At 64.9% G+C, this 21,404-nt stretch carries 22 protein-coding genes; 13 read left to right on the top strand and 9 right to left on the bottom strand.

The features are described 5' to 3' along the window. The first annotated feature begins 494 nt into the window (after positions 1-494). The 9 genes from ubiE to nudB all read left to right on the top strand — a co-directional run bounded on the left by ubiE (position 495) and on the right by nudB (position 8,993). A complete protein-coding gene (gene ubiE / locus QWL29_RS18910; protein WP_305824427.1) occupies positions 495-1,229 on the top strand; it encodes a bifunctional demethylmenaquinone methyltransferase/2-methoxy-6-polyprenyl-1,4-benzoquinol methylase UbiE in 735 nt (244 codons plus the stop codon). Between the two features lie 10 nt (positions 1,230-1,239). Beyond that, a complete protein-coding gene (locus QWL29_RS18905) occupies positions 1,240-2,214 on the top strand; it encodes a Tim44 domain-containing protein (protein ID WP_305824426.1) in 975 nt (324 codons plus the stop codon). 105 nt (positions 2,215-2,319) lie between these two features. Continuing rightward, complete coding sequence (locus QWL29_RS18900; RefSeq protein ID WP_308635757.1) at positions 2,320-3,063, top strand: ubiquinone biosynthesis accessory factor UbiJ; 744 nt, start codon at positions 2,320-2,322, stop codon at positions 3,061-3,063. Next, positions 3,063-4,634 (top strand): ubiquinone biosynthesis regulatory protein kinase UbiB, encoded by a 1,572-nt coding sequence (gene ubiB / locus QWL29_RS18895; protein ID WP_305824425.1) that lies wholly within the window; start codon positions 3,063-3,065, stop codon positions 4,632-4,634. Before QWL29_RS18900 ends, ubiB begins: the two co-directional genes overlap by 1 nt. A gap of 1 nt (position 4,635) precedes the next feature. Beyond that, positions 4,636-5,244 (top strand): methyltransferase domain-containing protein, encoded by a 609-nt coding sequence (locus tag QWL29_RS18890; RefSeq protein ID WP_305824424.1) that lies wholly within the window; start codon positions 4,636-4,638, stop codon positions 5,242-5,244. A gap of 351 nt (positions 5,245-5,595) precedes the next feature. Continuing rightward, a complete protein-coding gene (locus QWL29_RS18885; RefSeq protein ID WP_305824423.1) occupies positions 5,596-5,937 on the top strand; it encodes an FmdB family zinc ribbon protein in 342 nt (113 codons plus the stop codon). Between the two features lie 46 nt (positions 5,938-5,983). Beyond that, the gene (locus QWL29_RS18880) at positions 5,984-6,571 is read left to right on the top strand and encodes a DUF502 domain-containing protein (RefSeq protein WP_305824422.1); all 588 of its coding nucleotides are present in this window, start codon (positions 5,984-5,986) and stop codon (positions 6,569-6,571) included. A gap of 43 nt (positions 6,572-6,614) precedes the next feature. After that, the gene (aspS, locus tag QWL29_RS18875; protein ID WP_305824421.1) at positions 6,615-8,417 is read left to right on the top strand and encodes an aspartate--tRNA ligase; all 1,803 of its coding nucleotides are present in this window, start codon (positions 6,615-6,617) and stop codon (positions 8,415-8,417) included. A 120-nt stretch (positions 8,418-8,537) separates the two neighbouring features. Further along, entirely contained in the window at positions 8,538-8,993 is a 456-nt protein-coding gene (nudB, locus tag QWL29_RS18870) for a dihydroneopterin triphosphate diphosphatase (protein WP_305824429.1), read from the top strand. Positions 8,994-9,007: 14 nt separating this feature from the next. Here nudB and QWL29_RS18865 read toward each other — a convergent pair whose 3' ends face one another. Next, on the bottom strand, positions 9,008-9,415 hold the full coding sequence (locus tag QWL29_RS18865; protein ID WP_305824420.1) for a hypothetical protein: 408 nt from the start codon (positions 9,413-9,415) through the stop codon (positions 9,008-9,010). Positions 9,416-9,709: 294 nt separating this feature from the next. Between QWL29_RS18865 and epsC the strand changes: the two genes are divergently transcribed. Then, positions 9,710-10,627, top strand: coding sequence for a serine O-acetyltransferase EpsC (gene epsC / locus QWL29_RS18860; RefSeq protein WP_305824419.1), 918 nt, complete (start codon positions 9,710-9,712; stop codon positions 10,625-10,627). A 78-nt stretch (positions 10,628-10,705) separates the two neighbouring features. Here epsC and QWL29_RS18855 read toward each other — a convergent pair whose 3' ends face one another. The 8 genes from QWL29_RS18855 to QWL29_RS18820 all read right to left on the bottom strand — a co-directional run bounded on the left by QWL29_RS18855 (position 10,706) and on the right by QWL29_RS18820 (position 18,346). Beyond that, positions 10,706-11,437 (bottom strand): ABC transporter ATP-binding protein, encoded by a 732-nt coding sequence (locus QWL29_RS18855; protein ID WP_305824418.1) that lies wholly within the window; start codon positions 11,435-11,437, stop codon positions 10,706-10,708. Next, on the bottom strand, positions 11,434-12,261 hold the full coding sequence (locus QWL29_RS18850; RefSeq protein ID WP_305824417.1) for an ABC transporter permease: 828 nt from the start codon (positions 12,259-12,261) through the stop codon (positions 11,434-11,436). The genes QWL29_RS18855 and QWL29_RS18850 overlap by 4 nt, the downstream gene beginning before the upstream one ends. Positions 12,262-12,265: 4 nt before the next feature. After that, positions 12,266-13,246 (bottom strand): aliphatic sulfonate ABC transporter substrate-binding protein, encoded by a 981-nt coding sequence (locus tag QWL29_RS18845; RefSeq protein WP_305824416.1) that lies wholly within the window; start codon positions 13,244-13,246, stop codon positions 12,266-12,268. A gap of 19 nt (positions 13,247-13,265) precedes the next feature. Next, on the bottom strand, positions 13,266-14,651 hold the full coding sequence (locus QWL29_RS18840; protein WP_305824415.1) for an LLM class flavin-dependent oxidoreductase: 1,386 nt from the start codon (positions 14,649-14,651) through the stop codon (positions 13,266-13,268). A gap of 122 nt (positions 14,652-14,773) precedes the next feature. Continuing rightward, a complete protein-coding gene (locus QWL29_RS18835; RefSeq protein WP_305824414.1) occupies positions 14,774-15,619 on the bottom strand; it encodes a MetQ/NlpA family ABC transporter substrate-binding protein in 846 nt (281 codons plus the stop codon). A 28-nt stretch (positions 15,620-15,647) separates the two neighbouring features. After that, complete coding sequence (locus QWL29_RS18830) at positions 15,648-16,310, bottom strand: methionine ABC transporter permease (RefSeq protein WP_305824413.1); 663 nt, start codon at positions 16,308-16,310, stop codon at positions 15,648-15,650. Then, positions 16,303-17,121 (bottom strand): methionine ABC transporter ATP-binding protein, encoded by an 819-nt coding sequence (locus QWL29_RS18825; RefSeq protein ID WP_305824412.1) that lies wholly within the window; start codon positions 17,119-17,121, stop codon positions 16,303-16,305. The genes QWL29_RS18830 and QWL29_RS18825 overlap by 8 nt, the downstream gene beginning before the upstream one ends. Positions 17,122-17,140: 19 nt before the next feature. Then, positions 17,141-18,346, bottom strand: a complete 1,206-nt coding sequence (locus QWL29_RS18820; RefSeq protein ID WP_305824411.1) for an acyl-CoA dehydrogenase family protein — start codon at positions 18,344-18,346, stop codon at positions 17,141-17,143. A 190-nt stretch (positions 18,347-18,536) separates the two neighbouring features. Between QWL29_RS18820 and ssuE the strand changes: the two genes are divergently transcribed. From ssuE to ssuD, 3 genes are read left to right on the top strand one after another with little or no spacing between them, the layout of a single operon-like run. Next, positions 18,537-19,124, top strand: a complete 588-nt coding sequence (ssuE, locus tag QWL29_RS18815) for an NADPH-dependent FMN reductase (protein WP_305824410.1) — start codon at positions 18,537-18,539, stop codon at positions 19,122-19,124. A 22-nt stretch (positions 19,125-19,146) separates the two neighbouring features. After that, on the top strand, positions 19,147-20,121 hold the full coding sequence (locus QWL29_RS18810) for a sulfonate ABC transporter substrate-binding protein (protein ID WP_305824409.1): 975 nt from the start codon (positions 19,147-19,149) through the stop codon (positions 20,119-20,121). 9 nt (positions 20,122-20,130) lie between these two features. Further along, positions 20,131-21,285: an FMNH2-dependent alkanesulfonate monooxygenase gene (gene ssuD, locus QWL29_RS18805; RefSeq protein WP_305824408.1), complete on the top strand. Its 1,155-nt coding sequence runs from the start codon at positions 20,131-20,133 to the stop codon at positions 21,283-21,285. The last annotated feature ends 119 nt before the right edge of the window (positions 21,286-21,404 follow it).

The following is a 21,404-nucleotide window of genomic DNA, read 5'->3' as shown; positions in this document are numbered from 1 at the left end:
GCGATCCATTAACCCCGGTGTTGCAATTGGTTCTTGAGACCGCCCCTTCTTAAGTGGTTGTTAAATTTACTGGCGTAAATTGTTAATGTGAAATTTTGCTCGTGAGCTTGTGTGACATTTATTGCCTATTAGCAAAAAATTATGCGTAGTAAGTTTCTTTTGTTAAATCCGTTTATTGCTTTTAACAAAGATGTGCAGATTGGTGAGAATCAGGTAGCGAACAGCTCTGCATTTCTCTCTTTATGCGATTTGCATGCTTGATAGAAGAAGTAAATCAATACTGCGCTTTTGCTTAGGAAAATTTTTTTCGGGCTAAGTACCACTTATGCAACAGTGTTGTGTGGTCCTTGCACGTGCAATAATTTTATGCAGTAGCGGTTTTGGTCATTCTTCATTTCCTGTCCCCGGAACCCGCACCTGCCTTGCAGCCGGGCGCCAGCGCTCCCGGCTGCATGTCGCTTGTATAATGCGGCAAGATCAACCGGCAGAGCACTATGACCAACACCACCCATTTCGGCTACAAAACGGTCTCCGAGGACGACAAGGTCCACGAAGTCGCCAAGGTATTCCATTCGGTCGCGGCGAAATACGACGTCATGAACGACCTGATGTCCGGCGGCCTGCACCGTATCTGGAAAACCTTCACCATTGCCCAGGCCGGCGTGCGTCCGGGCTTCAAGGTGCTCGACATTGCCGGCGGTACCGGCGACCTGTCCAAGGCCTTTGCCAAACAGGCGGGGCCGAGCGGCGAAGTCTGGCTCACCGACATCAACGAATCGATGCTGCGCGTGGGCCGCGATCGTCTGTTGAATAAAGGGTTAGTCACCCCCACCTTGCTTTGTGATGCAGAGAAGTTGCCGTTCCCGGACAATTATTTCGACCGGGTCAGCGTGGCCTTCGGCCTGCGCAACATGACGCACAAGGACCAGGCACTGGCGGAAATGCGTCGCGTGCTGAAACCCGGCGGCAAGTTGCTGGTGCTGGAGTTCTCGAAAGTGGCGGCGCCTCTGCAAAAGCCGTACGACGTGTATTCGTTCTCGGTACTGCCATGGCTGGGCCAGCGCATCGCCAACGATTCGGAAAGCTACCGTTACCTGGCCGAATCGATCCGCATGCACCCTGACCAGGAAACGCTGAAGACCATGATGCAGGACGCCGGGCTCGAACGCGTGCAGTACTACAACCTGACGGCGGGTGTGGCAGCCCTGCACACCGGCATCAAGATGTGAGGAGCGCACCATGAAAAAGTTATTCGTTGCCGCCGTACTGGCGCTGACCACCACGGCGATGATTGCCGAAGCCACCGCGCGCCCGATGGGCGGCAAGCGTTCCTTCGGCCGCCAGTCGCAGACCGTGCGCCAGGCGCCGCCGCCGGCGCCGGCCCCGTCCGCGCCGGTGAATCGCCAGGCGGCGCAGCCGAACGCGGCACCAGCGGCGGCGGGAGCCACCGCTGGTGCTGCGGCTTCTCAAGCTACCAAGCGTCCGAGCATGTGGAAAGGCATCCTGGGCGGCGCGCTGCTCGGCCTCGGTCTCGGCGCCCTGTTCTCGCACCTCGGCATCGGCGGCGCCATGGCGTCCTTCCTGTCGGGCCTGATCATGTTCGCGCTGCTGGCGCTGGCCGTGCTGTTCATCGTGCGCATGTTCCGCCGCAAGGACACGCCGGCGAATCCATCGTTCCAGGGTTTCAGCCAGCAGCCGGTGCCGGCGGGCGGCACCCCGGCCATCGGTTCGGGCCTCGGCCAAGCCCAGCCGCTGAGCCAGCCGCAATCTTTCCAGGCCCGGCAGCCTGTCGGTGGCCTGTCGCTGGATAAGGCGGCGCCGGCGCCGCAGGCCTGGGGTGTGCCGGCCGACTTCGACACCGAAGCCTTCCTGCGCCATGCCAAGGCCAGCTTCATCCGCATGCAGGCGGCCTGGGACAAGGGCGACGCCAACGACCTGCGCGAATTCACCACGCCGGAAGTGTTTGCCGAACTGAAGATGCAGATCCAGGAACGCGGCCCGAACGCCGACTACACCGACGTGGTCGAGATCGGCGCCCAGTTGCTGGGCATCGAAACCACGCCGACCGACTACCTGGCCAGCGTGCAGTTCAGCGGCTTGATCCGCACCGCGCCGAATGCGCCGACCGAGCCCTTGAACGAGGTCTGGAACATGTCGAAACCGCTGTCGGGCAATGGCGGCTGGGTCCTGGCCGGCATCCAGCAGCTGGCATAATATTTTGCAAACTTTCCCGTGCGCCGGGGTTTAATCCCGGCAAACTGGTAAGATCGGAGCCGCCCGCGCTATGCCGGGCGGCTTTGTTTTTTAGCGAACACATTCATGTTTCCGAGTTCACATTTTTTGTCCCCGCAGCACACCCTGAGCGCGACCGCCAGCGCCGCGATCAACCACCTGCTGGCCGAGGAAGACTGGGCGCGCGCGGCGCTGCGTCGCCACCACGGCAAGCTGGCATGCATCGACACCGGCCACCTGCAAGTGCGCCTGCGCGTGGCCGCGGACGGGCTGCTGGAAGCGGGGGAGCCGGACGCCGTGCCCAGCGTCACCATCCACGTCAAGCTGACCGACCTGCCGCTGATCGCCCAGAACCGCGAGCGCGCCTTTTCCTATGTGCGCATCGAAGGTGACGCGGAATTCGCGAACACGGTCTCGCAGCTGAGCAAGGGCTTGCGCTGGGAGCCGGAACACGACCTCGAACGCCTGTTCGGCCCGATCGGCGCCATGCGCCTGGCCGGCGCCGCACGCAGCGCCGTGTCGAACGCCCGCGCCACCGGCCGCCGCCTGGCGGAAAACCTGGCCGAATTCCTGGTCGAGGAAAGGCCGGTGCTGGTGCGCCCGAACGATGTGGAAGAATTCGGCGCCGGCGTGGTGCGCCTGCGCGACGACGTCGAACGCGCCGCGAAACGCATCGCCAAACTTGAACACTTATTGGCGCAAAGCTTGGCACAAAAAACGGCGACGGCAGTCATTGTCGCTCCCGCCAACGCCATCGTGCAGACTCCGGCGCAGCGCGGCGCCGTCATTCCGACAACCCGCCCCAGCGGGGACACTACCCTGGATAGCTGATGATATTGAAATTCCTGCGCCTGCTTAAAATCTTCACGGTCGTCATTAAGTATGGCCTCGATGAAATTGCAATGTCTGGCCTGCGGGTGCCGCGCACCGCCCGCGTCATCAACGGCATCTTCTTCTGGCGCCGCATCACCACGCCGCGCGCGATCCGCCTGCGCCTGGCGCTCGAGGAACTCGGGCCGATCTTCATCAAGTTCGGCCAGGTGCTGTCGACCCGGCGCGATCTGATGCCGCCGGATATCGCCGACGAACTCTCGCTGCTGCAAGACCGCGTGCCGCCTTTCGGCTCGGACCTGGCGATCGCCCAGATCACCCGTTCCCTGGGCGCCGCGCCCGACCAGTTGTTTGCCAGCTTCGACCCGGTGCCGGTGGCCTCGGCCTCGATTGCGCAGGTGCACTTTGCTACGCTGAAGAACGGGCGCGAAGTGGCGGTGAAAGTGCTGCGCCCGGACATGAAGAAGACCATCGACGAAGACATCGCCCTGATGTACATCGCGACCGGCCTGATCGAACGCGTGTGGGCCGAAAGCCGCCGCCTGAAGCCGCGCGAAGTCGTGGCCGAGTTCGATAAATACCTGCACGACGAACTCGACCTCATGCGCGAGGCCGCGAACGCCAGCCAGCTGCGCCGCAACTTCGCCGACTCGACCTTGCTGATGGTGCCGGAAATGTTCTGGGACTATTGCTCAAGCAGTGTGATCGTGATGGAACGCATGCGTGGTATTCCCGTGTCGCAGATCGACCGCCTGGCCGCCGAAGGCGTGGACCTGAAAAAACTCTCCAGCGATGGCGTGGAAATTTTTTTCACTCAAGTGTTCCGCGACGGATTCTTCCATGCTGACATGCACCCGGGGAACATCCTGGTGTCGGTCGAGCCGGAAACGTTTGGGCGCTACATTGCGCTGGACTTCGGCATCGTCGGCACCCTGAACGACTTCGACAAGGATTACCTGTCGCAGAACTTCCTGGCCTTCTTCCGCCGCGACTACAAGCGCGTGGCCGAAGCCCATATCGAGTCAGGCTGGGCGCCACGTAATACCCGCGTCGACGAGCTGGAGTCGGCGGTGCGTGCCTGCTGCGAGCCGATCTTCGACCGGCCGTTAAAAGATATTTCCTTTGGCCAGATCTTGCTGCGCCTGTTCCAGACCTCGCGCCGCTTCAACGTCGAAGTCCAGCCGCAGCTGGTTCTGCTGCAAAAGACCCTGCTCAACATCGAGGGCCTGGGGCGCCAGCTCGATCCGGACCTGGATTTGTGGAAGACGGCAAAGCCTTACCTGGAACGCTGGATGAACGAGCAGGTTGGCTGGCGCGGCTTCATCGAGCGCTTCAAGGCCGAGGCGCCACGCTATTCCCACATCTTCCCGCAACTGCCGCGCTTGATGCACCAGGCGCTGGAACACCATTCGCATCCGCACGGCGCGACGAACCACGAGATGATGCAGCAGGTCTTGCTGGAAGTGCGGCGCAGCAACCGGCTGCTCGGTTTCCTCGCCTGGCTGGCGGGCGGGATCACATCCGGAATCTTGTTCGCGGCCCTGCTGACGCGCTATGGCGGAGCGGCCTGAGATGGCTGCGCCCGTGCCCGCATTCGCCAGCCGAGATCCCCTGAGCCCCGGCTTCTGGGACGAGCGTTTCGAGCAGGCATTCACGCCCTGGGAGCGGGGCGGGGTGGCGCAGGGCTTGCGCAAGTTCGTGGCCCGTACGCCGGGGCCGCTGAGCGCGTTGATTCCCGGCTGCGGCAGCGGCCACGAGCTGGCGTGCATGATGGAGGCCAGCTGGGATGCGACGGCGATCGACTTTTCGCCGGCTGCCGTGCAGATTGCCAGGGCGGGCGTCGGGCAGTGGGCGGGCAGGGTGGTAGAGGCGGATTTCTTTGCATATGCACCGCCGCGTCAGCTCGACCTGATTTATGAGCAGGCTTTCCTGTGCGCGATGCCGCCCAGCATGTGGCCACGCATTGCGGCGCGCTGGGCCGAATTGCTGCCATCTGGCGGGCTGCTCGCGGGGTTCTTTTTCTTTGGCGAGTCGCCGAAAGGGCCGCCGTTCGGCATCGAGCGTGCCGCGCTCGATGCGCTGTTGCTGCCGGAGTTCGAATGCATCGAAGACAGCGAAGTCGCCGACTCGCTACCTGTCTTCGCCGGCAAGGAACGCTGGATGGTCTGGCGCCGCCGCTGATCCTGGCGCCAAAAAAAATGCCCGCATGCGCGGGCTTTTTGAAATACATCGTTCTTGTACGGCCATGCGGCGACTCGCGTCGCGCAAACTTCTGTTTCTTGACTCTTTCACCTGGCAGGTTCTTCCGATCTGCCGGCAACGCATCCCGTTGAGAGATGATATTTAATCACCTTAGTTGATTCTCGGCAAACGAATCTATCTAAATGCTGATTAAAAACAACACTGCTCAATTTCAACAATGCTATGCCAGCTTACCTGCCTGCCCCTGCACGGGGCCTTTACAGCGAATCGGCAACATGCGCGGCAAAAGCTTTATAATTCAGGGTTTTGAAGATTTTTGCGGAGTATCCAATGCCGATTTACGCTTACCGCTGCGATGAATGCGGTTTTTCCAAAGATGTGCTGCAAAAAATTTCCGATCCGGTACTGACCGATTGCGTCTCGTGCGGCAAGCCTGCATTCAAGAAGCAGTTGACCGCGGCCGGCTTCCAATTGAAGGGCACCGGCTGGTACGTGACCGACTTCCGCGGCGGCAAGGCGCCGGCGACCGGCGCCGCGCCAGGCGCCGTTGCGGGTGCTCCGTCCGAGTCCAGCGCCGCCCCGGCCGCATCGTCAAGCGACAGCGCCCCGGCTGCCGCGCCAGCTGCCGGCACCGTCGCCAAGGCGGGCGGTACCGACACCAGCAAGACCTGAACCACTGCGGCCTCCGGGCCGCGGCAAGAAGAACAACGAGAACCCGATGCGCAAATACTTTCTTACCGGCTTGCTGATCCTGGTTCCCCTGGCGATTACCGCCTGGGTCCTGAGCATGGTCATCGGTACCCTCGACCAGTCGCTGCTGTTCGTGCCTGCACGCTGGCAGCCGCGCGCGCTGTTCGGCTTCGACATCCCCGGCATTGGCGCGATCCTGACGATCGCCATCGTCTTCCTCACCGGCCTGCTGACGAATAACCTGGTCGGCGGCTACATCGTGCGCGTGGGCGAGCGCCTGCTGAAACGCATCCCGGTGGTCAGCTCGCTGTACGGCAGCGTCAAGCAGGTGTCGGATACGCTGTTCTCGTCCTCGGGCAACGCGTTCCGCCAGGCCGTGCTGATTCCGTATCCGCATGCCGATTCCTACACCATCGCTTTCGTCACCGGCGCGCCCGGCGGCGACGTGAAGAATCACCTGGTCGGCGAATACCTGAGCGTGTATGTGCCGACGACCCCGAACCCGACTTCCGGCTTTTTCCTGATGATGGAACGCAGCAAGGTCGTCGAGCTGGACATGACGGTCGACGCGGCGCTGAAATACATCGTCTCGATGGGCGTCGTCGCGCCCGAATAAGTTATAGCATCAACCGATATACCAACCTGGAATAGAGAAAAATATGTCCTCCATGCGTACCAACTACTGCGGCCTCGTCACCGAAGAACTGCTGGGCCAAACCGTCAGCCTGTGCGGCTGGGTGCATCGCCGCCGCGACCACGGTGGCGTCATCTTCATCGACCTGCGCGACCGCGAAGGCCTGGTGCAGGTCGTCTGCCATCCGGACAATGCGGATGTGTTCAAGGCCGCCGAGCATGTGCGTAACGAGTACTGCCTGCGCGTCACCGGTACCGTGGTCAACCGCCTGGAAGGCACGGCCAACGCCAACCTGAAGTCGGGCAAGATCGAAATCAACACCACGCAACTCGAAGTGCTGAACGCGTCGGTGCCGGTGCCGTTCCAGCTGGACGACGACAATCTGTCGGAAACCACCCGCCTGACGCACCGCGTGCTCGATTTGCGCCGCCAGCAGATGCAGCACAACCTGCGCCTGCGCTACAAGGTGTCGATGGAAGTGCGCAAGTACCTCGACAACCTGGGCTTCATCGACATCGAAACCCCGATGCTGACCAAGTCGACCCCGGAAGGCGCGCGCGACTACCTGGTGCCATCGCGCGTGAATCCAGGCAACTTCTTCGCGCTGCCGCAATCACCGCAGCTGTTCAAGCAACTGCTGATGGTCGCCAACTTCGACCGCTACTACCAGATCACCAAGTGCTTCCGCGACGAAGACCTGCGCGCCGACCGCCAGCCGGAATTCACCCAGATCGACTGCGAAACCTCGTTCCTCACCGAACAGGAAATCCGTGATCTGTTCGAAGACATGATGCGCGTCGTCTTCAAGAACGCCGCCGGCATCGACCTGCCGAACCCGTTCCCGGTGATGGACTTCGCCACCGCCATGGGCATGTACGGTTCGGACAAGCCGGACATGCGCGTCAAGCTGGAATTCACCGAACTGACCGAGCTGATGAAGTCGGTCGAGTTCAAGGTGTTCAACAGCGCCGCGAACATGACCGGCGGCCGCGTGGTCGGCATGCGCGTGCCGCAGGGCGCGTCGATGCCGCGTTCGGAAATCGATGCCTACACCCAGTTCGTGGCGATCTACGGCGCCAAGGGCCTGGCCTACATCAAGGTCAACGAGAAGGCAAAAGGCCGTGACGGCCTGCAGTCGCCAATCGTCAAGAACCTGTCCGACGAGGTGCTGACCCAGATCCTGGAACTGACCGGCGCGCAGGACGGCGATTTGATCTTCTTCGGCGCCGACAAGGCCAAGGTCGTGAACGACGCCATCGGCGCGCTGCGCGTGAAGATCGGCCACTCGGAATTCGGCAAGAAAGCCGGCGTCTTCGACGACGTCTGGGCCCCGCTGTGGGTGATCGACTTCCCGATGTTCGAGCACGACGAAGAAGCGAACCGCTGGACCGCGACCCACCACCCGTTCACCGCACCGAAGGATGGCCACGAAGACATGCTCGAGACCAACCCTGGCGCCTGTATCGCCAAGGCCTACGACATGGTCCTGAACGGCTGGGAAATGGGCGGCGGCTCGATCCGTATCCACCGCGAAGAAGTCCAGAGCAAGGTGTTCCGCGCCCTGAAAATCGACGCCGAAGAAGCGCAGCTGAAATTCGGCTTCCTGCTCGACGCCCTGCAATACGGCGCGCCGCCGCACGGTGGCCTGGCCTTCGGCCTGGACCGCCTGGTCACGCTGATGACCGGCTCGGAATCGATCCGCGACGTGATCGCCTTCCCCAAAACCCAGCGCGCGCAAGATCTGCTGACCAATGCACCGTCGGAAGTGGACGAGAAGCAGCTGAAAGAGCTGCACATCCGCCTGCGTAACGAACCAAAAGTCGGCTAACAGGCGACATATACCGCGGCCCGTGCGGCCGCGGTCGTAGGGTGGGCGCCCCGTGCCCACGCGTCCAACCGGCACGTGCACATCTACCCACGTGCCGGTCTCGATTCCTCCGAGGCGCCTTTGCCCCACAAAATCCCCGAATCCGTCCTCGTCGTCATCCACACCTTCGATCTGGAAGTGCTGCTGATCGAACGCGCCGACCGGCCCGGCTTCTGGCAATCGGTGACGGGTTCGCTCGATGCGCTCGATGAACCGCTGCTGCAGACGGCTGCGCGCGAGCTGTTCGAGGAGACAGGGATTGTTTCCGATGGGGAGACAATCCGCCTGCTGGACTGGGGATTGTCAAATATTTACGAGATCTATCCAACCTGGCGCCACCGCTATGCGCCGGGGGTGACGCATAATACCGAGCACGTGTTCTCGGTCTGCGTACCGCGCGACATTCCCATCACACTCAGTCCACGCGAGCATGTGCAGTACGCCTGGCTGCCGCTACTGGAAGCGGCCGACCGCTGCTTTTCTGCGTCGAATGCCGAGGCCGTGCTGCAATTGCCCCGGCACTTCAAGAAGCCCTGAAGGCGCTTGCTGGCTTAGCGCCAGCAGCTCAGGCGCAGCGTGTCGTTTTCGCGTGCGGAAATCTGGGTAGGACGGTCATTGCCGCAGCGGTAGACGATGTTCAGCTGTTTGTTGGTATTGCGCTTCGGATCGCCGCACAGGTGATTGCCGGCGACAACGAGGCCACCGTTACGCTCGGCTTCCTGGCGTACTGCGCGACGTGCATCGCACATGGCGCCGCGCACGCCGTAGGTCGCTTCGTCGATGGTCAGGCGGTCACGGTTGTGGCCGCCGCGGCCGCCGTCACGGGCGTCGCGCTGGCCAGCGGCATAACCGTCGTCGTAGCCGCGGCGGTACTCGGCGCTCTGGGCGAACGCGGAAGAGGATGCGGCGGTCAGTGCCAGCACGAGGGCGATGCGTTGGATGTTGTGATGTATGCGCATTTTTCTACTCCAGGATTCAGTGATGAGGACGTTGCCAGCGTTTGCCGGTTTGCTCTGTACGTACGATGTAGTGTCTCAGGAAAACGGTCGAATGTGATCAGTCCCGCTGTAAGAGAGGTTTCAATCTGTAAGCTGCCCAGTTGGCGTGTCTCCTTAGCCATTTTGGACGCATGATGATAACCGCTGCAGCGAGGAAATTGCTTACATTCAAGAGCGCATAAGGGCATTGTGCTGGAATAAAGAAGTGCAATTAAAATCGTTCGTGTAGCAGCCATGTTGGAGTAGGCTTGATGCATGAACGACAATCACTTCCCCCCGGCCGGCGCCAACCACTGGCAGCTCGGCCCCATCATTGAAGCGCTGCGCCATTCGCGCGAGAACACCCATAACATCCGCCACCAGGGCCGGGTGCGCGAACTCCCTTCGCGCGAGGTCCTGAAGCAGGTGATCGAGGGCATCTCGGCAGCGCTGTTTCCCACCCATTACGGCCGCCCGGACCTGAACGACGAGAGCATCGACTACTTCGTCGGCGACACGCTGAACGTGGCGCTGGACCGCCTGGTCGAGCAGGTGCGCCGCGCGCTGCGCTTCAGCCCCGAATCCGACGAGCTGGGCGAACTCGAACTGGCCGAGCAGGCGCGCGCCATCACGCGCACCTTTGCCGCCAGCCTGCCGGAGATCCGCGCCTTGCTGGTGTCCGACGTGCAGGCGGCGCTGGCCGGCGACCCGGCGGCCAGTTCCGTGGCCGAGATCATGCTGTGCTACCCGGGCACCATCGCCGTGCTGTATCACCGCCTGGCGCATTGCCTGCACCGGCTCGGCGTGCCTTTCCTGGCGCGCCTGGGCGCCGACATCGCGCACACGCTTACCGGTATCGACATCCACCCGGCTGCGCAGATCGGCCCGAGCTTCTTCATCGACCACGGCACCGGTGTCGTGATTGGAGAAACGGCCATCATCGGCCGCCACGTGCGCCTGTACCAGGCAGTCACCCTGGGTGCGCGCCGCTTCCCGACCGACGACAGTGGGGCGCTGGTGAAAGGCGCGCCGCGCCATCCGATCGTCGAGGACGACGTCGTGATCTATGCCGGCGCCACCATCCTCGGGCGCATCACGGTGGGGGCGGGGTCGACCATCGGCGGCAATGTCTGGCTGACGCAAAGCGTGGCGCCGGGCAGCAACGTCACGCAGGCGCAGATGCGCGGCGCCTGATGCTGCCGCTGGCCGCTCCTGGCCGAGGCTTGCGGCAAGATGGCGTGAGCGGCGTGCAGGCTCTCAGGGTGGCCGGTATCAGATTGCGTGCACCGCATGCAAATTTTCCAGGATCGCCGGCTTGAGGGTGGACGTGGCCAGCACGGCGCGGTCGCGCGGCCGGGCATGGCCGACCTCGAATTCGGCGCGCGCCGGGCCGGGCACGCCGTCCATCAGCACGATGCGGTCGCTCAGGTACAGGGCTTCGTCGATGTCGTGCGTGACCAGCAGCACGCTCAGGCGGTGCTGCGCGGCCACGCGCGCCAGCAGGTCTTGCAGGCGCATGCGGGTAAAGGCGTCCACCGCCGAAAACGGCTCGTCCAGCAATAGCACGCGCGGCCGGGTGTACAGGCCGCGCGCAATCGCCACGCGCTGGGCCTGGCCGCCGGACAGCTGCTTCGGCAGCGAACTGCCAAAGCCGCCCAGTCCCACTTCTTCGAGCAGGGCCGCCACGCGTCTGGTATCCGGCGCATCCGGCGCGCCGAACACGATGTTTTGCTCCACCGTCAGCCAGGGAAACAGGCGCGGTTCCTGGAAGATCAGGCCGATCTCGGCATGGGTGCCGCGTATCGCGCCGCCACGCAGGCGCACGCTGCCGCGGTACTGGCCATCGAGGCCGGCGGCAATCGACAGCAGGCTGCTCTTGCCGCAGCCGCTGGCGCCGATCAGGCTCACGATTTCGCCCGCTTCCAGGCGCAAATGAAAACCGCGCAGCACCGTGCGCGCGCCGTAGCGCTTTTCGTCGACGCCAAGTTCCAGCAAGGCCGTCATCGCGCGCCCCGGTTCGCATAGCTGTCGCGCCACGACAGCAAACGCGCTTCCAGCGCACCCATCGCCGTGTCGCTGACCTTACCCAGCAAGGCCAGCACCACGATGGCCGCCAGCATGATGTCGGCGCGGCTCGATTCACGCCCGTCCGACAGCAGGTAGCCGAGGCCCTGGCTCGCTGCAATCAGTTCGGCCGCGACCATGAACATCCACGCCAGGCTCAGGCCATTGCGCAAGCCGGTGAGCACGGCCGGCAGCGCCGCCGGCAGCAGCACGCGGCGCGCCAGGGCCAACGGCGACAGCCGGTACAGCTGGCCGACTTCGAGCAGCTTGCGGTCGACGCCGCGGATGCCCGACACCACGCCCATATACACCGGGAAGAAGGCGCCGATCGCAATCAGGATCAGCTTCGGCGTTTCGTCGATACCGAACCAGAGCAGCAGCAGCGGCACCCAGGCCAGCGAAGGAATCGCGCGCAGGGCCTGGAAGCTGGGGTCGAGCAGGCGCTCGGTGCGCGGGTTCAGCGCCACCGCCGCACCCAGCACCAGGGCCAGGCTGGCGCCGATGCCGAATCCTGCGGTCACGCGCAGGCAACTGCTGGCCAGGTGGCCGGCCAGGCCGTTCTGCGCCAGCCAGGCCAGCGTAGACGCGATTTCGCTCGGCGCCGGCATCAGGTTGGCCGGCACCAGGCCGGAGCGCACGCCGAACTCCAGCCCGGCCACCGCCAGCAGGGGCAGCAGCAGGCCGAGCGGCAGCAGCCTGGTTTTGCGCGGCGCCGCGTCCGGGTTTGCGGCCGGCAGCGGCAGGTCGATGGTGTGCGGCTTCATGATGTCAGGCGCGGGCAATCAGCGGCTGCGCAAAGCGGGTGTCGATCAGGCCGCTAATGGCCGCGTTCAGGTCGGTGCCGGGTTTCACCAGCGACTCCTCGCGCAGGATGGGCGCCGCCAGCTGCAGCGCCTTCAGGTGTTCGGTCGAGGGTTGCGGATGACTGAAGTCGCTGCGCAGCTTCACCTGCAGCAGGGCCACCGGCAGAGAGACCTTGGCCTCGGCCGCCAGGATCTTCGCCGCTTCGCTCGGGTTCGCACGCGTCCACAGCCTCGCCTTTTCGTAGGAGGCGATCACGCGCGCGGTCTGCTGCGGATACTTCGCCAAAAACTCTTCACGCACGTTCAGGAAGCCGTAGGTGTTGAACGACACGTTCCGGTACAGCAGGCGCGCGCCGCCTTCGAGTTCGGCCGCCGCCATGTGCGGATCGAGCCCGGCCCAGGCGTCGACGCGGCCCTGTTCCAGCGCCGCGCGCCCGTCCGCGTGCTGCAGGGCGACGTGCTCGATGTCGCTGCGGCGCAGGCCCACGCTTTGCAGGGAACGCAGCAGGAACAGGTAGGGATCGGTGCCCTTGGCGGCCGCGACCTTCTTACCCTTCAAGTCGGCCAGGCTGCGGATAGGCGAATGCTTCGGCACCACCAGCGCCGTCCATTCCGGGCGCGAGTAGATGTAGGGCGTCTTGATCGGGTTGCCGTTGGCCTTGGCCAGCAGGGCGGCCAGGCCGGCGCTGGAGCCGATGTCGATACTGTTCGCGTTCAGGTATTCGAGGGCGCGGTTGCTGCCGGCGCTGAGCACCCATTTGATGCGCGTACCGTCGGCCTGGAAGGCTTCTTCCAGCCAGCCGAAGTGGCGCAGCACCAGGCTGGTGGGCGAGTAATAGGCGTAGTCCAGGCGCAGTTCTTCCAGGCCGGCGGCGCGGCTGGTCAGGGGCAGGGCGGAGAGGGCGGCGCCGCTGGCGGCAAATTGAAGCAGGCTTCGTCGTTTCATGTTCTTCTTCTTTCTTGGTTCAGGCTGCGGAGCGCAGCGTGGTGTCGATTGACGTGTCGATGCTGACCTGGCGTCCCGGATGCTCGAACGCCAGGTGTGGCCCGGCGCCGAGCAGCTGTTCGCGCAGGGTGGCGCTCTCTTTATCCTGCCGGTAGCGGCCGCGCCGCTTCAATTCCGGCACCACCAGCTCCACCACGCCCTGCATGTCTTCGTAGGGCAGGGCAAAGGCGAGATTGAAGCCGTCGATGCCGGTCTCGTCGAGCCAGGCGACCAGCTGGTCAGTCACTTGCGCCGCGTCGCCGACGATCACCGGCCCGCGTCCGCCCAGGCCAATGAAGCGCGCCGCTTCGCGCACCGTCCAGCGGCGCGACGGATCGGCCACGCTGAGCGAGGCCAGCGCCGAGCGGCCGGCTTCGGTGTCGATGTACTCGACCGTGTCGTCCAGGCCATAGCGCGAGAAATCGACGCCGGTCCAGCCCGAGAGCAGGGTCAGCGAGGCCTCGATATCGATGTGTTCCTCGTATTCGCGCAGGCGTTCCCGGGCCTCTGCTTCGGTGGCGCCGACGATCACCAGCGCCTGGGCATACACGCGCAAGGCGGCCGGGTCGCGCCCTGCGGCCTGCACGGCGGCACGCGCACTCTCGACATAACGCTGCACGATGCCCTTGGTGGGGCCGCTGACAAATGTCGCCTCGGCATGGCGCGCAGCGAATGCCAGGCCGCGCGGCGAGGCGCCGGCCTGGTACAGGAAGGGCGTACGCTGGGGAGAGGGCTCGCACAGGTGGATGCCCGGCACCGTGTAGTACTGGCCCCGGTGATTGATCGGGTGCACGCGCGCCGGGTCGGTGTAGACCCCGCGTTCGCGGTCGCGCAGCACGGCGTCCCCGTCCCAGCTCTTTTCCCAGAGCTTGTAGACGACGTCGAGGTATTCGTCGGCCAGGTCGTAGCGCTGGTCGTGGCCGAGCTGGCGCTCCTGGCCCAGGTTGCGCGCCGCGCTGTCGAGGTAGCCGGTGACGATGTTCCAGCCGACCCGGCCGCCGCTCAGGTGGTCCAGCGTCGACATGCGCCGCGCAAAGGTGTACGGGTGTTCGTAGGCGACGGCCGCCGTCACGCCGATGCCCAGGCGCGTGGTGGCGTGGGCGATCAGCGGCACCAGGGCCAGCGGATCGTTCAGCGGCAGCTGCACGCCGTGCTTCAGGGCGGCGTCGAGGCTGCCGCCATACACGTCGTAGGCGCCCAGCACATCGGCCAGGAAAATCGCATCGAAGCCGCCCGTTTCCAGCAACTGCGCCAGCTCGACCCAGTAGCCGGCATTCGCATAGCCCGCGCTGTCGTTGCGCGAATGGCGCCACAGCCCCGGCGACTGGTGGCTGGGCGTGTTCATCTGGAAGGCGTTGAAACGCACCGGCTTCTCCGAACGTGCTTCGCTTTCCGTAGGGTGGGCCGGGCCGCGACAGGCACTCGTGCCCACGCGGTCCGCCCCAGTATCAGCCACCTTCCCGTCACCCGCTTTCCTGTCGGCAGCCGTCATTTTGCACTCTTCTCCAGCGCCAGCTGATAATCGGTCTTGGCATAGTCGGCAAACCGCTGGTTCGTCACTTCCAGGAATTCGCGCGAGCGGTAGGCCGCCGCGATATCCTTCGCAAACTGTTTATCTTTATCGGCCGTGCGCACCGCCACCAGATTGGCGTAGCTCGGCGAAATCTTCTCGGTGCGCAGGGCATCCTTCAGCTTCAAGCCCGAGGCCAAAGCAAAATTCCCGTTCACGAAGGCATAGTCGGCATCCTGCAGGGATCGCGGCAGCTGGGCCGCCTCCAGCGGCAGCAGCTTGATGCCCTTCAGGTTCTGGGCGATGTCCTTCTCGGACGCCTTGATCGGGTCGATGCCTGGTTTCAGCTTGACCCACCCAATCTGGTCCAGCATGACCAGCGCGCGCGCCTGGTTGGTCGGGTCGTTCGGCAGCGCCACTGTGGTGCCGGCCTTCACTTCGTTCAGCGACTTGTGCTTGTGGCTGTAGATGGCGATCGGCGCGGTCGGAATCTTGATCAGCTCCGACAGCGGCAGCTTGTGCTGCTCGGCGAAGCGGGTCAGGTAGATGATGTGCTGGAAGATGTTGGCGTCGAGCGCGCCTTCGGCCAGCGCGAAGTTCGGCTGGATGTAGTCGTTGAATTCGACCAGCTTGACCTTGTAACCCTGCTTTTCCAGGATCGGCTTGATGCCGTAGCGGACCTGGTCGGCATAGGGCCCGGCGCTGGTGCCGATCACCAGTTCCTTCGGGTCCTTGGCGTGGGCGGCGCCGGCGAGCAGGCTGAGGGCAACGGCAAGGGGAGCGACAAGGGGAGCGACAAGCAGGGTGCGGCGTGGGAAGCGCATGGTAGTCCTTTTTATTGGAAGAGTAGGGTCAGCGTTTGTCGAGGCGGCGGGCAGTGCGGGCGCCGGTCAGCTGGATCAGCTGCACCAGCACGATCAGAATCGTCACCGTGAACATCATCACGTCGGTCTCGAAGCGGTAGTAGCCGTAGCGGATCGCCAGGTCGCCGATACCGCCGCCGCCCACCACGCCGGCCACCGCCGAATACGAAAGAAAGCTGATCGCCAGCACCGTCAGCGACAGCACCAGGGCGGCGCGCGCCTCGGGCAGCAGCACGCGCAGCACGATCTGCAGCTCGGAAGCGCCCATCGCTTGCGCCGCCTCGATCACGCCGCGCGGCACGTCGCGCAGGTTCTGTTCGACCAGGCGCGCAAAGTAGGGAATCGCTGCAATCGACAGCGGCACCGACGCGGCCAGCGGCCCGATCGAGGTGCCGGCCAGCACCCGCGTAAAGGGCACCAGCGCCACCATCAGGATGATGAAGGGGAAGGAGCGCACCGTGTTCACGAACCAGCCCAGCACCAGTGCCAGGCGCCGGTTCTGCAGGGCCTGGCCATCGGACACCAGGAACAGCAGCACCCCGAGCGGGCCGCCCAGCAGCACCGCCGCCGTGACGCCGATGCCGAGCATCAGGGCGGTTTGCAGGAAGGCGGTCCAGAGTTCGGGCAGGACGCTGAGAATCGATTCAGGCATGGGCATCTCCCCAGGCAGCCGCGGCAAAGGCCTCGGTGCCGTAGTAGGCAAGTTCGCGGCCGAGCGCGGTCCGGCGCGGCACGCTGTGGTCGGCGAGCGCGAACTGCTCCGCAATCACGCCGTTTTCAATCACCGCGACGCGGTCGCAGAGCGTGCCCAGCACCTGCAGCTCGTGGCTGACGATCACAATGGTCACGCCCAGCTGGACGTTGATGCTGCGTAGCGTGTCGAGCAGGGCGCGCGTGGTTTCCGGGTCGAGCGCCGACGTCGGCTCGTCGCACAGCAGCACCGCAGGGTGGCTGGCCAGGGCGCGCGCAATCGCTACCCGTTGCTTCTGCCCGCCCGAGAGCTGGGCCGGATAACTGGCGCTCTTGTCCTCCAGCCCGACCAGCTCCAGGCATTCGGCAACCCGCGCCTTCAAGCGTGGCGCGTTCAGGGAGTCGTGCAGGCGCAGCGGAAAGGCCACGTTCTCGAACACGGTGGCGTTCTGCAGCAAATTAAAACCCTGGAAGATCATGCCGATGTGCTGGCGCGCCTTGCGCAAGTCGCGCTTGTCGAGGCGGGTGAGTTCTTCGCCGGCCACCGTCACGCTGCCGCGCTCGGGGCGTTCGAGCAGGTTGATCATGCGCAGCAGGGTCGATTTGCCGGCGCCGCTCTTGCCGACGATGCCGAAGATCTCGCCATCGAGGATGTCGAGCGAAACGCTGCGGATCGCCTCGAAGCGGCCGCCGTCGGGCGTGGCGAAGGTCTTGGCGACGTCCACCAAACGGATCGCCAGCGGCGGCGTGTCGGGAGTAGGAGCGGTGGTCATGGCGCTGTCAGACTCATCGTCACGAATAGGCCGTCGGCTCGGGCAGGCGGCCTTCCAGCGCATAGCGCCCCAGGTCGCGCAGCTTGTAGTCGACCGGGTCGTGCAGGGTGTGCACGCGCGCATTGCGCCAGTAGCGGTCGAAACCGAAGCGGCCTGAGGTGGAGCGCGCGCCGAGCAGCTCGAACATGCCGCTGGCGATGTCGATGGCGGCGCGGTGCGACAGCACCTTGGCTTCGGCCACCGCCACCGCCACTTCGCCGCGCTCCTGCGCGGTAACGTCCGCGCCCTTGCCGAAGGCGGCGTCGAGCAGGCGCGCGGCCTGGTCGGCCAGCACCGTGGCCGGGCGCAGCTTGAGCCAGTATTCGCCGTAGCGGTGCTGGGTGAAGGGGTCATGGCTGGCGTCCGCCACGCCGGATGCGAACCAGGGCCGTGCCTGTTCCAGCGTGTAGTCGCGCGCCGCCTCGAAGGCGCCGATCGCGATGCCGAGATACAAATTGGTCATGATCAGCTGGGCCACCTGCGAGCGCAGGGTCGCCTGCGCGGTCGGCGCCTGGCCGGGCGCCTGCAGCACCAGCGCAGCCGGCAAATACACCTTGTCGAAGTGGACATTGCCGCTGTCGGTCTGGCGCTGGCCGAATGCATCCCAGTCGGCTTCCACGCGGATGCCCGGCTGCGCGGTCGGCAGCACCGCGATCAGCGGCGCGTTGGCGGCTTCATCCCAGGCGGAAATCGTCAGCCAGTCCGAGCCTACCGAGCCCGACGAAAAGCTCTTGATCCCATTGAGCATGAAGCCGCCAGGGATGGCCTGGGCGCGGGTGCGCTTGTCGAGCGGGTTCAGGGCATTGCCCCAGAACAGGCGCTGTTCGACGGTGGCCGTGAGCAGGTTGCGCTGCTGGACCGGCGTGCCGTACAGGCGGATGCCGGCCAGCTGCAGGTGGTGGAAGCCGAACAGGTGGGCCAGCGCGCTGTCGGCGCGGGCCAGCGTGCGGATTACGGCCTGCACGGTTTCCCAGGAGCCGCCCTGGCCGCCGAATTCCGCCGGGATCGACAGCGTGAGGAGGCCGCTGTCGCGGATCAGTTCACGTTCGTGCGCCGCGTGGCCGCCGGCCTGGTCGCGCTCGACGGCGGTGGCGGCGAACTGCTCGGCCAGGCGCTCGGCCAAGGCCAGCGGATCGGGCGTGGACACGGGTTCGACAACGTGCAGGGGTTGGACTGAGGGAGGCATGGTGCAGGTCCTGATGAGAATGTAGCAATCAGTATTGCACCGGGTTTGCAGCGCCGTGAACGAAGAAATCCGGTCATCGATATGCGCAAAACCTTAGAACGGCCAGCGCATAAGGATGTGCGAAATGATTAGTTTTCATGCAAGCCGCGTGGCCCTAGTCTGTACTCATCCCTATATGAATGGACACACCATGAGCGTCATCCTGCTTGGCGGCAGCCCTGCGCCGCACTCTTCGTCTTCGCGCCTGTTGCAGCACATCGGCGAGCGTCTGGCCTTGCACGGCCAGCGTGTGAGCCGCATCGAAGTGCGCGACCTGTCCGCCAGCGCGCTGCTCTCGCTCGACACCGACGAGCCCTCGGTGGCCCGCGCCCTCGCCGCAGTGCGCCAGGCCGATGCCATCGTCGTCGCCACGCCGGTCTACAAGGCGGCCTACAGCGGCCTGCTGAAAGCCTTCCTCGACCTGCTGCCGCAAGACGGCCTGGCCGGCAAGCTGGTGCTGCCGCTGGCCACCGGCGGCAGCCAGTCGCACATGCTGGCGCTCGATTACGCGCTGCGCCCGGTGCTGGCCTCGATGTCGGCGCGCTTCATCCTGCCCAGCATCTACGCCACTTCCGACCAGCTGGGCCGCGGGCTCGATGGCAGCCTGACGCTGGCCGCGCCGATCGCGGTGCGCGTGGCGCAGGGCGTCGAGCAACTGGCCTCGGAACTGCGCCTGGTGGCGCCGCGCCCAGGCACCGACGCCGTCGCCGCCAAGGACCTGCACGCCGTCGCAGCCTGAATTCTCTTCCTGGAAAACGCATATGCCTCCTGATTCCACCCTGCGCCCCACGCGCCGCCGCGCCCTCGGCCTGCTCGCCGCCGGCGCCACCGGCATCGCCGCCGGCCTGCACCTTCCCGCCATCGCCCAGGCGCCGAAGGAAATCCGCATCGGCTACCAGAAGTACGGCACCCTGACCCTGCTGAAGGGGCGCGGCACGCTCGAAGCGCGTTTGGCCGCGCAAAAGATCGCCGTCAAATGGACCGAATTCCCGGCCGGCCCGGTGCTGCTGGAAGGCCTGAACGTCGGCAGCATCGACTTCGGCACCGTGGGCGAGGCGCCGCCGATCTTTGCCCAGGCCGCCGGTGCGCGCCTGGTGTACGTGGGCCATGAGCCAGCCTCGCCGGGCAGCGAAGCCATCGTGGTGCCGAAGAACTCCACCCTGCGTACGCTGGCCGATTTGCGTGGCAAGAAGATCGCCCTGAACAAGGGTTCGAACGTGCACTTCCTGCTGGTGAGAGCCCTGGAAAAGGCCGGCATTCCCTACAGCGCGATCCAGCCGATCTATTTGCCGCCGGCCGATGCGCGCGCCGCCTTCGAGCGCGGCAGCGTCGACGCCTGGGTGATCTGGGACCCCTTCCTGGCGGCAGCCGAACAGCAGCTCGGCGCGCGCGTGCTGGCCGATGGCCGCAACCTGGTATCGAACCACCAGTTCTATCTTGCCGCGCGCAGCTTCGCCGAAAAGCATGCGGACCTGAACCGCATCCTGCTCGAGGAAATCGCCAAGGTCGACGAATGGGGCAAGGCCAATCCGGCCGAGGTCTCGACGATTCTCTCGGCCCAGACCGGCCTGCCGAAGAACGTGGTCGACCTGGCTGCCAGCCGCTACGCCTATGGCGTGAAGCCGATGTCGGCGGAAGTCGTGCGCGAACAGCAGCGCATCGCCGACGCCTTCCACGCCCTGAAGCTGATCCCGAAACCGATCGCCGTCAAAGACGCACTCGTCACACCGATCTAAGGAAACACCATGTCCACTCCCAACGTATTCTGGTTCCTCCCCACCCACGGCGACAGCCGCTACCTCGGCACCACGAAAGGCGCGCGCACGGTCGATGCCGACTACCTGCGCCAGATCGCCGTTGCCGCCGACACCCTGGGCTACGAAGGCGTGCTGCTGCCTACCGGCCGCTCCTGCGAAGACCCGTGGATTTCGGCCGCTTCGCTGATCGGCGCCACCAAGCGCCTGAAATTCCTGGTCGCGATCCGTCCCGGCCTGTCGACGCCCGGCCTCGCGGTGCGACAAGCGGCTACGTTTGACCGCCTGTCGAATGGACGCCTTCTGATCAACGTGGTCACCGGCGGCGACCAGGGCGAGCTCGAAGCCGACGGCCTGTTCGCCGACCACACGAAACGCTATGAGATCTCGGACGAATTCATCCGCGTCTGGCGCGCCAGCCTGGCCGGCGAGGGCGGGGCGGCGGGCTACGATTTCGAGGGCAAGCATATCCAGGTGAAGGGCGCCAAGACGCTGTATCCGCCGGTGCAAAAACCTCATCCGCCGCTGTACTTTGGCGGCTCCTCGGAACCGGCGCACGAGCTGGCGGCCGAGCAGATGGACGTGTACCTCACCTGGGGCGAGCCGCCGGCGGCCGTCGCCGAGAAGCTGGACGACATCCGCGCCCGCGCCGCCAAGCGTGGCCGTACCGTGAAGTTCGGCATCCGCCTGCACGTGATCGTGCGCGAAACGAACGAAGAAGCCTGGCGCGCCGCCGATGAACTGATCAGCCACCTGGACGACGACATCATCGCCAAGGCGCAAGCCGCGTTTGCGAAGATGGATTCGGTCGGCCAGCAGCGCATGGCGGCCCTGCACGGCGGCCGGCGCGACAAGCTGGAAGTCTCGCCGAATTTGTGGGCCGGCGTGGGCCTGGTGCGCGGCGGCGCCGGCACCGCGCTGGTGGGCGACCCGGAAACCGTGGCGGCGCGCATGCGCGAGTACCAGGACCTCGGTATCGAAACCTTTATCCTGTCGGGCTATCCTCACCTGGAAGAGTCCTACCGTTTCGCCGAACTGGTGTTCCCGCTGCTCGGCAAGGGCAAGGAAAGCGGCGAGCAGTCGATCACCGGGCCGTTTGGCGAGATGATGGCCAGCGACATCGTGCCGAAGAAAAAGGCGGCGTAAATGGCGTCGTTTGAAGTGCTTCGGGCCGGAGCGGCAGGCGCGTCCGATAGCGGGAGCGTCGAACCTGCGGCGCCTGCACGATCCGCGCCAGTGCCGCGCAAAGCAAGTGCGGGTGCGAG

This window comes from Massilia brevitalea, from assembly GCF_030711405.1.
In the GTDB taxonomy this organism is placed as follows: domain Bacteria; phylum Pseudomonadota; class Gammaproteobacteria; order Burkholderiales; family Burkholderiaceae_D; genus Telluria; species Telluria brevitalea.
The sequence above is the reverse complement of the archived record's forward strand: the minus strand, read 5'-3'. Positions and strand labels throughout refer to the sequence as shown.